Source organism: Sphingomonas mali NBRC 15500, from assembly GCF_001598415.1.
GTDB lineage: Bacteria > Pseudomonadota > Alphaproteobacteria > Sphingomonadales > Sphingomonadaceae > Sphingomonas > Sphingomonas mali.
In genome coordinates this window covers 66,422-78,909 of sequence record NZ_BCYX01000022.1, presented here as the reverse complement: position 1 = coordinate 78,909, position 12,488 = coordinate 66,422, and the positions used below count along the sequence as shown (strand labels likewise).

Here is a 12,488-nt window from a genome sequence, read left to right as displayed (position 1 = left end):
GGGGCCCCTCCACCGCTGACCTCCTGGCTTGTTGCTCGTTCGTCGCGGGCCCCCTCCACCATCGCTGCGCGATGGTCCCCCTCCCCGTTCCGGGGAGGATTTCTTTGATCAGTCCCCCACCGTCCGCTGGATCAGGTCGCGTAACCATATCGATGCCGCGTCGGCGTCGCGCTCGACCGGATGGAACAGGAAATGCCGGTCGATGCTCTGTTCGATCGGCAGTTCGACCGCGCGCACGTCGAGCTTCGGTCCGTAAGCGGCGATCAGCCGCGACGGCAGGATGGCGACGAGATCGGTTCGCGCGACCGCCATCAGCGCCTGCAGATAATGCGGCACGACCGCGGCGATGCGGCGATGCAGACCCTGACCCGCCAGCCAATCGTCGACCGGATCGCTCGTCGCGCCCGCACCGATCACCGCGACATGCGGCGCATCGAGCATTTCGAGCACCTGCCGCCAGGTTGCCGGCTGCCCGACATGGACCGCGAGCAGATCATGGTCGTCGAACAATGGCGCCATGCGCAGCCCGGCGAACAAGACGGTATCGGTACTGATCGCGAAATCGAGCGTGGCGATCACCGGATCGTTCGGCCGCGGCCAGGGAATGAGGTCGATCCGGCAGCCTGGCGCCTCGCGCGCCATCGCCTCGATCAAGGGTGCCAGCAAGGTCGCAGCAACGACGTCGGGGATCGCCGCCCGGAAAACGCGCTGCGCCGCTGCCGGGTCGAACGCCTCGCCCTCGTACAAGGCAGCTGCCTGCTTGAGCAGGGCGCGGACGGGATCGGCCAGCGCTTCCGCGCGCGGCGTACGCTTCATCCCCGCCCCGCTGCGTACCAACAGAGGATCGCCGAAATCCTCGCGCAGGCGAGCGAGGATACGGCTCATCGCGGGCTGCGAAACGGATACGATCTGCGCAGCTCGAGTAACGCTGCCGCTTTCGATCATCGCCAACAGGGCACGCAGCAAGTTTAGGTCGTAGCGACCGATATCCAGTTCAGACATGCGCGATATCAGAACTATTCATTTCTCTGATAGTCAACCCGACGGCATGCTGTTCTGGGATCAGGAGAAAGTCATGAGCGCCGAGCGGAACAAGCAGGTGATCGAACGCATCTATGCCGCGCTGGCGCACGGCGACCGCGATGTGTTCGCGGCATCGGTTCATGCGGACTATGTCTGGCGCTTTCCCGGACATTGCAGCTGGTCGCGACGGTTCGAGGGACGCGATGCGATCCATCGCGACTTGCTGCGTCCTCTCTTCGGACTGTTCTCAACCGATTACACCGCCCGCGCGATCAACCTGGTGGCCGAGGGCGAGACCGTGGTCGCCGAAGTGCGCGGCGACGTGATGCTCAAATCCGGCGCGCGGTACGACAACCATTATTGCTTCATCTTCCACTTCCGCGACGGCAAGATCGCCGAAGTGGTCGAATATTGCGACACCGACCTCGAGGAGCGCGTGCTCGGCAATTACGACGCGGTGCTGGCCGCTTATCAAGCCGCCGAACAGCGCTGAGCCGTCCTACCACCTTAGTGTGTTGCTACACTATGTCACTTATGGTACATGATCTCCGCAGAGGAGGAGTGCCATGTATAGTGAAAGCGATCTGGAGGGCGCGGTGGCGGCGGGTGTGATCCCGCAGTCGGCTGCCGACGCTTTCCGCCAGCATATCGCCGCGATGCGCGTGTCGCCCGCGGTCGACGAGGAAAGCTTCCGGCTGCTGACGGGGTTCAACGACATTTTCGTCGGCATTGCCATCGCGCTGTTGTTGACATCGATCGGGTGGCTCGGCGGCTGGGTAAAGACAGGCTTGGGCGGGTTTGGGGTCGCGGTCGCGGCCTGGGCGTTGGCCGAATATTTCACCCGCGTCCGGCGCATGGCACTTCCCAGCATCATTCTGCTGCTCGCCTTCGCCGGCGGCGTAGCGGCGACGATGATCGGCACGTTGGCCGACCTCAATCCCGATTGGAGCGACCAGACGAACGCGCTCATCGCGACCGGTATCGCGTTGGTGACCGGGGGTGCGACCTGGCTGCACTGGAAGCGGTTCATGGTGCCGATCACCGTTGCCGTGGGCGCAGCAAGCGGGGTCGCTGCCCTGGTCGCGCTTTATGTCGCGGTGACGCATGTCAATGAGGATGGCATCTTCCCGTTGGTGTTGATCGGCGGCATCGGTACCTTCGCGCTTGCGATGTGGTGGGACGGATCGGACCTGACCCGCACGACGCGGCGCAGCGACGTCGCCTTCTGGTTGCATCTCGCCGCCGCGCCGATGATCGCTCATTCGGTGTTCCACATGCTCGGCGTGTTCCAGGGCGAGATCGGGATTGCCCAGGCGCTGATCGTGATGGCGCTGTACCTTGTGTTTGCCTTCATCGCGCTGGCAATCGATCGCCGCGCACTGCTGGTATCGAGCCTGGCCTATGTTCTCTACGCCCTGTCGATGCTGTTCCGGCAGGCAGGTGCGGTCGAGCTGTCGATGGCCTTCACTGCCTTCGTGATCGGATCGGCGCTGCTGACGCTCTCGGCCTTCTGGCACCCGATGCGCCGCGCGGTGATCGGCACGCTGGGCAATCTCGGTAACCGCCTGCCGCCGGTACAGATGCCTGTCGCGGCCTGACGCTCGACGCTTACGCGCCCCTTGTCATCAAAGGCGCGACCCTACCCGGCGGCCTATCCGGTCGCCGGGTTTTTTGTTCGGTATTGATCCGACCGCCGGCTGACGAACAGTCGGCGGAAGTGGTCGGTATGGCGGGCGGGCAGAAATGACGGATATCCTTGGCGTGGAGCTCAGGCTCGAGATTATTACCCGTCCACCGAACGCCGCGAGCTGGTCGAAGCGAAATCGGGCCAGGACGCTCAGGCCAAGACCGATCGCGCCACCGCGATCGCCATCGATCCCAAGGTTGCCGATCGCGCGAAGAAATACGGCCTGGAGGGATAGCGGCGGCAATCGAAAAATTTTCCGTCGCCTGTCGAATCCGCTCCCCCTGGCGCGTCTCCGCGGTACGATCGCATTCCGGCGATCGCGGGAGATATCCGATGCATTACATGATCCTGATCTACGAGGACGAGAGCGTCTATGGCGACAAGAGCGATACGCCAGAGATGCAGGCGATCGTTGCCAAGCACTGGGACCTCGTCAGCGACCTGGGCGACCAGTACAAGACCGGTGCCGGGCTCGCGATGACCTCCGCGGCGACGACGGTACGCACCGTTAACGGCAAACAGACGATCCATGACGGCCCCTTCGCCGAAACCCGCGAACAACTCGGCGGCTATTACGTGATCGAGGCGGACAATTTGGACGACGCAATCGCGATCGCGCGCCGGGTGCCGGTACGTTTCGACGGCTCGATCGAAATCCGTCCGTTGCTCCACCCGCCGGGCAAATGATGATCGAAGCGGTGCTGCGGGCGGATGGCGGGCGAATCACCGCCGCGCTCGCCGCCCGCTTCCGCGACCTCGACCTTGCCGAGGAAGCGCTGGCGGAGGCGTGCGCGCGGGCGGTTTCCGCCTGGGCCGACGCCTTGCCGGCCAATCCGGCGGGCTGGCTCTATCGCGTCGCGACCCGGGTCGCGCTCGATAGCTTGCGGCGCAATGCGGTACGCCATGCGACCACCCTGCCCGCGCCGGAGCCCGAACCGACCGTAGAGGATTTGATGACCGCCACGCCGTTGATCCCCGACGAACGGTTGCGGCTGATCTTCGTCTGCTGCCACCCGGCTATCCATCCCGACGCGCGGGCGGCGCTCACCCTCAGGCTGGTGTGCGGTCTTTCGGCACAGGAGATCGCGCGTGCCTTCCTCATCGCCGAACCCACGCTGCTCCAGCGGCTGACCCGTGCCAAGCGTAAGATCGCCGATGCCGGCGTGCCGTTCGAGGTACCCGGCCCCGATCATTGGGGCGAGCGGCTCGATGCCGTGCTGTCGACACTGGAAGTCGCTTATGCCCACGCCCATGCCGACGGCGCCGGCACCGGCCGCCATGCCGGTTATGCCAACGAGATGCTGGGCATCACCGCGACGCTCGCGGCGATGCTCCCGACCGAATCCGAGGTGCAGGCACTCGCCGCAACCGTCCGCTTCGCCGAGGCGCGCCGGCCGGCACGAGTCGATGCCGACGGGATGATGGTACCCCTCGCCGAACAGGATCCGATGCTGTGGGACGCGCCGCTGATCGCTGAAGCTCGCCGCTATCTTGCCAGGGTGCTGAACCGCGCGCTGGGAACTCGCGGTATCCAGGCACTGATCCATGCCGAATGGTGCGCGCGGGGGTCGCTCGCCGCTCCGCCCCCCTGGCCCGCGATCCTGACTCTTTACGACGCGTTGCTCGCGTGTCGCGACGATCCCGTTACGCGCCTCAACCGTGCGGTGGCGTTGGCTGAAGTGCGCGGACCGGCGATCGCCTTCGAGGAGGTCGATGCGCTCAGCCATGCCGGCCTGGCTGATTACCTTCCCTATCACGCCTTGCGCGCCGATCTGTTGTTGCGGCTCGGACTGGCCGACGCCGCATGCCGGGCCTATGGCGCCGCCCTCGCCCTCGCACCGGCAGGCGCAGAGCGTCGCTGGCTTGAGCGCGGCCGGTCCAAATGCATGGATTGAAGCGGCTTTCGCGATGAGCGGACCCGGAACCTTTGGCGTACCGCGCGGTTGAAGTTGATTAACGTGTCAGCTGCACGACACGACGAAGGGGACCGGGTGGATCGCGAACTACGTCACGCCGATGCGAAGTCGGAAAACGATCGATACCGCCTGCTGGTCGACGCGATCACCGACTATGCGATCTACATGCTCGATCCCGACGGAATCGTAACCAACTGGAATGCAGGCGCGCAGCGTTTCAAGGGCTACGCCGCCGAAGAGATCATCGGTCAGCATTTCTCGCGCTTCTATTCGCCTGAAGATCGCAGCGACGGGTTGCCGGAGCGTGCGCTGACCATAGCCCGCACCGAAGGCAAGTTCGAACAGGAAGGCTGGCGGATCCGCAAGGATGGCGAGCGGTTCTGGGCGCACGTCGTCATCGACCCGATCTGGGCGAAGGACGGCACGCTGATCGGTTTCGCCAAGATCACCCGGGACCTCACCGAACGCCGCGCCGCCGCGGAGTCCTTGCGCCAGAGCGAGGAGCAGTTCCGGCTGCTCGTCCAGAGCGTGACCGACTATGCGATCTATCGCCTCGATCCCGAGGGTCATGTCGCCAGTTGGAATTCGGGCGCCGAACGCATCAAGGGCTATACGCCGGCCGAGATCATCGGCTCCCATTTCTCGCGCTTCTATACCGAGGAGGACCGTCTGGCCGGCGAGCCCGAACGGGCGATGTCGATCGCGCGCGAGCATGGCCGCTTCGCCGCGGAGGGTTGGCGGGTTCGCAAGAACGGCACCCGGTTTCGCGCCAGCGTGGTGCTCGACCCCATCCGCGACGACAAGGGAAAGCTTATTGGTTTCGCGAAGGTCACGCGAGACGTAAGCGAACGAGAGGATGCGCAGCGCAAGCTCGACCTCGCGCGGGAGGCGCTGTTCCAGTCGCAGAAGATGGAAGCGATCGGTCAACTGACCGGCGGTGTGGCGCATGATTTCAACAATTTGCTGATGGCCATCCTCAGCAGCCTGACGCTCCTCGAACGACGCGTTTCGCGCGACGCGTCCACGCAGAGGCTGATCGACAATGCCCGGCAAGGCGCCGAACGTGGCGCCGCGCTGACGCAGCGGATGCTTGCCTTTGCGCGGCGCCAGGAGCTCAACCCGGAACCCGTCGATGTGCCGGAACTGGTCCGCGGCATGAACGACCTGCTTCAGCGCACGCTCGGTCCGTCGCACCCGATCGGACTGCAATTCCCGCTATCGCTCCCCTGGGTGCTCGCGGACGCCAACCAGCTCGAAATGGCCTTGCTCAATCTCGCGGTGAATGCTCGCGACGCGATGCCGGACGGCGGGGCCATTTCGATCACCGCCAGCGAGGCGACGGTCGAGGATCGGGCGATCGAGGGGCTCGCCCCAGGCCGGTATGTGAAACTCGCGGTGATCGATACCGGCACCGGCATGGACGCCGCCACGTTGGCGCGCGCGACCGAGCCTTTCTTCACGACCAAGGGCGTCGGCAAGGGAACGGGGCTCGGTCTGTCGATGATCCATGGTCTCGCCGAGCAAATGAAGGGCGAGCTCGTACTGCGTAGCATGGTCGGACATGGCACCACGGCCGAGCTGTGGCTGCCGGTCACCGACATACGCCGAGGTGCCGCCAGCGCACCGACACCCCCGCCCGAGAAGATCGACCAGCCGCGCGACCTTCGCGTCCTGGTCGTTGACGATGACAGTCTCGTCCTGATGAACACCGCCGCCTTGCTCGAGGACATGGGATGTGTCGTGACCGAAGCCAGTTCCGGGGCGGAGGCATTGGCCTTGTTCAAAGACGCGTTTGCATTCGACCTGCTGATCACCGACCAAGCCATGCCGGGCATGGTCGGTACGCAATTGATCAAGAAAACGCGCGAGATCGTCCCCGACCTGCGGATCATCCTGGCGTCCGGCTATGGCGAACTTCCCGAGGCCGCGATTCACAACGTCATCAAGCTCGCCAAGCCGTTCGGCCAGGCGCAGCTCGCCGCGGCGATCCGCAAGGTGGAAATGGAGCAACAGGCTTTGACCGACGCCGATCGTGCACCGGCCGCCATCGCCGCGCTATAACAAGGCAATAACTCTTAATAGAGCCAAATATCGTCAGCATATATCCATAGTTATAAAGCCCCGAATTTGGATTTCTTTAGTAAACGTTAGTCTGTTATTTTCAGGTGCACGATGTTACGCCAGCCTTCATGGGGCGGACATCGAAACTCTTATACACTAGCAGCCTGCTATGCATCGCGTTGCCCATATCAGTTGATGCACAGGCAAGCGATGGACCGCCACCTTTCCTGTTCGCGGCTGGCTCGCCGGCAACGGGAGACAAAACGGATGGTCCACAGGATCAGTCACCGCAAACAGCGGATGACATCATTATTTACGCATCCAGGCAGGGCATATTGCCGGGTATTCCGCCGGAAAACGAGCTCAACGAACAGGATATTGCCGCCTACGGCGCCAACACGGTCGGCGATCTGCTCGATCAGGTAGGCGGCGCGGCCGATTCGTCCGGCGAAGGCCCCGTGATCCTCATCAATGGCCGGGAAACCACCGGACTGAACACGGTAAACGACCTTCCGACTGAGGCAATTCGCAAGATCCAGGTGTTGCCGCAGCGGGTGGCTGGTCGGCTGGGCGAACGCCCAACCCGGCGAGTGATCAATGTGGTGCTCAAGAATAACCACCGACAGATCACCGGAAATGCGGAGGGGACTTTTGCAACGGCGGGCGCCGGGCGAAGCTACAAAGCCGAAATCAACTTATTGCGGCTGAAGGACGGCAACCGCGACAGCCTGGTTTTCCGCAGCGAACGCGTCGATCCGCTGTTTGAAAGCGACCGCAACATTGTCAGCGACCCGTTGATGGCGCCCTATGATATTCGCGGCAATATTTTCGCGTCCACGATCCTGGGAACGGAGATCGATCCGGCGTTGAGTGCGCTGGCGGGACAAATGGTGGCTATAGTACCGGTGCCGGCCGGTGGCACGGCGCCGACACTGGGTGCGTTGGCAGCCAATGCCAACCGACCCAACTTTACCGATGTTCGCGATTTTCGCACGCTTGCTGCCGGCAAGCGCACCTTCTCGGTGAACGGCAATATGGCGCGACAATGGGGAAAGACCGCGCTCTCGCTCAACGCGCGCTCGGAATGGGTGAGCACGGACTCGCAGTCGGGTCTTGCCGGCGTGTCGCTATTGCTGCCCGCCGGTACGCCATTTTCGCCGTTCACACGCGATGTCAGGATTGCTCGCTACGTTGGCGATGCGCTCCGCCAGCAGGGTCACAACGCCAATCTCGAGCTTGGGGGCGATTTCACGACGCCGGTGGGCGGCTGGAATTTGCGCGTTGCTGGAAACTGGCAACACCTTGCCGCCAGGACCGATAGCCAGGCGGCGTTCGATCCAGCCCTGCTTCAGGCCGCGGTCAGTGCCGGCACGGTCAATCCGTTCAGCGCTTTGCCCACCGACCTGACGGTGCCGCGGAACAATTTTTCGCGCTCACACAGCGACAATGCGTCGTTGCGGGCGACGCTTTCGGGACGGGTGTTGAACCTGCCGGCAGGCGCGATGCGCGCCGCGGTGACGGCGATGGTGCGGAGCGACCGGCTCAATGGGAGGTGGGAATTCCTGTCGGTCCCGAACGTGACGAGGTTCACGCAAAACGAAGCGGCCCTTTCCGGCAACCTTCAGGTTCCTCTCCTCGGCGACAAGTCGCCGATCGGCAATTTGGAACTCGACCTCAATGGCGCGATCCGCCGGCTCAACCGGATCGGGACCGTCGAGGATTTCGGCGCCGGCCTGGCGTGGCAACCGGCCAGGTCGCTGAATTTGCGCGGTTCGTTCGACATGCAACGGCAAGCACCATCGGCCCAGACGCTCAGCGACCCGCAAATCGTCTACGAAAATTATCGGATTTTCGACTTTGTCACCGGGCAGACGGTCCAGGTCCGCTACATTACCGGCGGCAACCCCAATTTGCCCGTTGCCAGGCGAAGGATTTGGTCAATCGGCGCCACCTATCTGCCCTTCAGCGACGCGAACCTCATCCTGTCCACCGAATATTCCAGCCGGCGAACCACAAATCTTCAGTCGACACTCCCCCCTGTCAACGCGCAGGTCCAGGCGGCATTTCCCGATCGCTTCGTTCGCGACGCCAACGGCGTTCTGACGCTCGTCGACAGCCGGCCGGTCGCCTTTGCCTATGACAATAGCGACCAATTGCACTCGCGGATCGACTTTCATGGCTCGCTTGGAAAGCCCAGCCGGAAACGCGCGGCCGGCTCGGGAAGCGATTCCGACGGAGCTTTTTCGTTCGACGGTCGGGCGCGCTTCAATTTGAGTATCGAGCACAACTGGATCATTCGCAGCGTGCGTCGGGCCCAGCTTGGCCTGCCCGAGGTCGATTTGCTGGCCGGGGGCGCGACTGGATATGGCGGGGGCCTGGCTCGGCACACCGTTCGAGTTTCGGCCAACCTCGCCGGTCGGGGTGTGGGAATGCAGCTTTACGGTACCTGGCGCAGCGCGACGCTGATCAGATCCGCCGAAACGCCATCGCCAAGCGACATTTATTTTTCAGCCCAGACCAATATCGATATGCGGCTTTTCGCAGATCTCGGCACATTGGTACCAGACAGCGGCGTTCTAAAAGGGGCGCGTTTGTCGTTGTCGGTGACCAATCTCTTGGATTCGAAGCAGCGGGTTCGTGATGGCAACGGACTGACACCGATACGGTATCAGCCCTATCTCCTGAACCCGCTCGGGCGCGCAATCACGATCGGACTTCGCAAGGTATTTTGAGCCGAGGTGTAGCGGGAGCGGCATGCACGATAACTGAATCGCCTATGTCGCTCTATCAATCGTTCTTGCGAAAAGCCGGCGCTCACTTTCCACACGATGTTGTACCCACCGCTGGAATTAAAAAAGCCTCGCCAGTGTCAGCTGGCGAGGCTTTTTAAGTCAGTAAGCTGGCAAATCAGATCACCGGAACCGTGACCCAATTGTGGCTGCCGTCATTGAGGTTCGGAACCCCGACAGTCGCGCCACCATTGTACCAGACGGTGGTGCACTTATCGCCGGTATAGCCGTTCTGCTTGGTCCAGGCGCCGGGCAGCTTCGTCCCGGTCTTGCTCGGCGAGATGCAGACCACGACCTGACCGATGATCAGCGTGGCACTGGTGTCGAAGCCTTCGCCAGCATCCTCATGCGCGCGGAGCGCATTGGTCTGGTCGACGTTGATGGCAGTCTGCGCTTCATTGCCCTGCAACTGCGGCGGGTCGTAATAGGCGTCATGGTGCTCGGTGTAAGCGGGGGTGCCGACGAACTTGCAGTGCGGATTACCTTCGGCGCCGCCATGGAAAGGGTCACCCCACCAGGTCGGGAGGTTCAGCGGATCTTCGCCCTGCTTGGTGAAAGCGGCGCAATTGCCCCTGACGGCATCCTCTGATTCGCCGAAGTCGCCGGCTATCACGTAAATGCCGACCGCCGGATGGAAGATGTCCACGGCGGGATGATAGACCGCCTTGAGGATGTCGCAGCTGAAGGCATGGGCGTAGGTCGTCTTGAACGTTCCCATGAAATCATAGGTGCTGGCGCTGTAATGGCCGCCAACCGCCTGCTTGATCCCGAACATGTTGACGCTGCCGCCGTTGCGATAGGGATCGCCGAGAATTTCGACATGCGCGGGCGTAAAGGTGCCGGCGCCGACCAGGGTGCCGGGAATCGCGTCGGCAATCGAATGGGTGCCGGTTTCGACGGGTCCAGCGACCAGCGTCACTGGGCCGAGGACCACTTGGCCGGACCAGGTGTCTCCGCCTTCAGCGCTATCATGGGCCAATGCCGCGGCGTCACATGTCGTCTGCATTCCGGGAAGAACAACCTGCCCGGGATCGGCCGCTGGCGTCGGATCGACAAGGGTGACTGCGGCGAATGCCGGAATCGGGGCGACGGAGACTGCGAGCGCGACGATCGCACTCGCAGAGGCTCGAAAGGTCGAAATCATGGGGACACTCCTAAATTTTTCCACGAATTGATCATCTCCCATCGGCGACTCGCAGTTCGATCGGGAGTTGTGTGGAGTTTGTAGGTAGTAGACTCCATAGTAAATAGGACGTTTACGACTTTATGGTAAAAATATGGCCTAATTCGAAACCGAAGATATAAGATGTTATTCATGTATAACTTTGGTTATATTAATCGACATTAGTTCTTTACCATCTCCGGATTACTTCTTTCGCTGTTGATTTACCGACACCCCTCCCCCCGAAGTATACCGCCCTTCAGAGCGACATAAGCTATGCCCTAAGCTCGGAATGGGTATGCGCAAACGCGTCAGCGCATTGCGAATCGTTACGTTTCCGATCATGTTAGTCGCACTGCTTTGGCAAACAGCAGCATCACTTGGGGCCGCCTTTTGGCGGCCCCTGTTTTTACCCCACCCGATCTGCCGGCTTATTTCATCTGCCGCTTGGCCGAAGCCATCGTCGCCTTGCCATATGGCGGCTTGAGGCCGGCGAGCCTGGCGATATCGAAGCGCGACTGCCGGTACACCGTCTTGGCGTGACTGAACGTCCGGAACCCGTCCTGGCCGTGATAGGCGCCCATCCCCGACGGGCCGATGCCGCCGAACGGCAATTCCTCGTTCGAGATGTGGAAGATCACGTCGTCCAGGGTCACGCCCCCCGAGATCGTGCGATCGAGCACGCGCCGCCGTTCCTTGTCGTCGCTGCCGAAATAATAGAGTCCGAGCGGACGGTCGCGGCGGTTCACCTCGGCAATCGCGCCGTCGATATCGTCGTATCGGCGGACCGGCAGGATCGGTCCGAAAATCTCCTCCTGCATCACCGTCATGTCGTCGGTCGCGTCGCGGATAATGTGGAGCGGCATCTTGCGGCTGTTCGACGCCGCGAAATCCTCGTTCGCCGGGTTGACCGTCTCGATCGTCGCGCCCTTGGCGCGCGCGTCCTCCAGCCAGTCCTGCAGGCGCTGGTGATGGCGATCGTTGATGATCGAGGTGTAATCGGGATTGGCGAGCAAGGTCGGATACATCGCCGATACCGACTGCTTCAGGCCATCGACCACCGCTTGCTCCTGGTCGGACGGCACCAGCATGTAGTCGGGCGCCAGGCAGATCTGGCCAGCATTGAGCATCTTGCCGATCGCCACGCGTTCGGTGCCACGCTTCACGTCGGCCGATCGCCCGAAGATCACCGGCGACTTGCCGCCGAGTTCGAGCGTCACCGGCGTCAGATTGTCCGCCGCGGCATGCAATATGTGCCGGCCGATGCCGGTCGCGCCGGTGAAGATCAGGTGATCGAACGCCAGGCCCGAAAACTCCTTGCCGACCTCTGGCCCACCCGACACGAAGGCGAGTTCGTCGGCGGCGAAATAGTTCGGACAGACTTCCTCGAACAACGCAGCGACGCGCGGCGTGAACTCGCTGGTCTTGACCATCGCGCGGTTGCCCGCTGCGAACACGCCGGCCAGCGGCGCCATGATCAGGTTCACCGGAAAATTCCACGGCGAGATCACGCCGACCACGCCCTTGGGCTGGAACTCGATCCATCCCTTGGCGCCGAGCAAGCCGAGCGGCGCGGTGACCGGCCGGCGTTCGGGGCGCGACCAGCGGTCGACATGCTTCAACGCGTTTTTGAGCGGCGCGACCGAGGCGGCGATATCGGTCAGCATTGATTGCTCGCGGCTGCGATGCCCGAAATCCTCGCTCAATGCGTCGCAGAAGCGATCGGCATGGTCGGCGATCATCGCCGCGGCGCGCTTCAAGCGGTCCTTGCGCACGCTGAGGCTCACCGGCAGTTCGGCCATAAACGCGGCGCGTTGCGCCGCCAGGATGTCGTGCATCGTCATCACGTT

General features: G+C 62.7%; 9 protein-coding genes. 6 read left to right on the top strand and 3 right to left on the bottom strand.

What is annotated here, in order from left to right; genetic code table 11:
• Window positions 1–108 precede the first annotated feature (108 nt).
• Window positions 109–1,002 (bottom strand): LysR family transcriptional regulator, encoded by an 894-nt coding sequence (locus tag SMA01S_RS15900; protein WP_084250356.1) that lies wholly within the window; start codon window positions 1,000–1,002, stop codon window positions 109–111.
• A 73-nt stretch (window positions 1,003–1,075) separates the two neighbouring features.
• On the opposite strand from SMA01S_RS15900, the gene SMA01S_RS15895 reads away from it, so the two are divergent.
• From SMA01S_RS15895 to SMA01S_RS15870, 6 genes are all read left to right on the top strand, one after another.
• Window positions 1,076–1,516 (top strand): nuclear transport factor 2 family protein, encoded by a 441-nt coding sequence (locus SMA01S_RS15895; protein ID WP_066824512.1) that lies wholly within the window; start codon window positions 1,076–1,078, stop codon window positions 1,514–1,516.
• 73 nt (window positions 1,517–1,589) lie between these two features.
• Window positions 1,590–2,621, top strand: a complete 1,032-nt coding sequence (locus SMA01S_RS15890; protein WP_066824471.1) for a hypothetical protein — start codon at window positions 1,590–1,592, stop codon at window positions 2,619–2,621.
• A 422-nt stretch (window positions 2,622–3,043) separates the two neighbouring features.
• The gene (locus tag SMA01S_RS15885) at window positions 3,044–3,397 is read left to right on the top strand and encodes a YciI family protein (RefSeq protein ID WP_066824469.1); all 354 of its coding nucleotides are present in this window, start codon (window positions 3,044–3,046) and stop codon (window positions 3,395–3,397) included.
• Window positions 3,394–4,605, top strand: coding sequence for an RNA polymerase sigma factor (locus tag SMA01S_RS15880; protein WP_066824462.1), 1,212 nt, complete (start codon window positions 3,394–3,396; stop codon window positions 4,603–4,605). The genes SMA01S_RS15885 and SMA01S_RS15880 overlap by 4 nt, the downstream gene beginning before the upstream one ends.
• 96 nt (window positions 4,606–4,701) lie before the next feature.
• Window positions 4,702–6,687, top strand: coding sequence for a hybrid sensor histidine kinase/response regulator (locus SMA01S_RS15875; protein WP_066824460.1), 1,986 nt, complete (start codon window positions 4,702–4,704; stop codon window positions 6,685–6,687).
• Window positions 6,688–7,022: 335 nt separating this feature from the next.
• Window positions 7,023–9,419, top strand: coding sequence for a translocation/assembly module TamB domain-containing protein (locus SMA01S_RS15870; RefSeq protein WP_066824457.1), 2,397 nt, complete (start codon window positions 7,023–7,025; stop codon window positions 9,417–9,419).
• A gap of 175 nt (window positions 9,420–9,594) precedes the next feature.
• On the opposite strand, the gene SMA01S_RS15865 is transcribed toward SMA01S_RS15870, so the two are convergent.
• Together SMA01S_RS15865 and SMA01S_RS15860 are read right to left on the bottom strand one after the other, a co-directional pair.
• Window positions 9,595–10,620 carry a hypothetical protein gene (locus tag SMA01S_RS15865; protein WP_066824452.1) on the bottom strand — a complete coding sequence of 342 codons (1,026 nt, stop codon included), beginning with the start codon at window positions 10,618–10,620 and terminating at the stop codon, window positions 9,595–9,597.
• A gap of 449 nt (window positions 10,621–11,069) precedes the next feature.
• Window positions 11,070–12,482: a coniferyl aldehyde dehydrogenase gene (locus SMA01S_RS15860; protein ID WP_066824450.1), complete on the bottom strand. Its 1,413-nt coding sequence runs from the start codon at window positions 12,480–12,482 to the stop codon at window positions 11,070–11,072.
• Between the last annotated feature and the right edge of the window lie 6 nt (window positions 12,483–12,488).

Excerpts from the sequence above, each read along its gene's own strand:
- SMA01S_RS15900 (WP_084250356.1), bottom strand. The coding sequence starts at position 1,002 with ATGTCTGAACTGGATATCGGTCGCTACGACCTAAACTTGCTGCGTGCC.
- SMA01S_RS15895 (WP_066824512.1), top strand. The coding sequence starts at position 1,076 with ATGAGCGCCGAGCGGAACAAGCAGGTGATCGAACGCATCTATGCCGCG.
- SMA01S_RS15890 (WP_066824471.1), top strand. The coding sequence starts at position 1,590 with ATGTATAGTGAAAGCGATCTGGAGGGCGCGGTGGCGGCGGGTGTGATC.
- SMA01S_RS15885 (WP_066824469.1), top strand. The coding sequence starts at position 3,044 with ATGCATTACATGATCCTGATCTACGAGGACGAGAGCGTCTATGGCGAC.
- SMA01S_RS15880 (WP_066824462.1), top strand. The coding sequence starts at position 3,394 with ATGATGATCGAAGCGGTGCTGCGGGCGGATGGCGGGCGAATCACCGCC.
- SMA01S_RS15865 (WP_066824452.1), bottom strand. The coding sequence starts at position 10,620 with ATGATTTCGACCTTTCGAGCCTCTGCGAGTGCGATCGTCGCGCTCGCA.
- SMA01S_RS15860 (WP_066824450.1), bottom strand. The coding sequence starts at position 12,482 with ATGACGATGCACGACATCCTGGCGGCGCAACGCGCCGCGTTTATGGCC.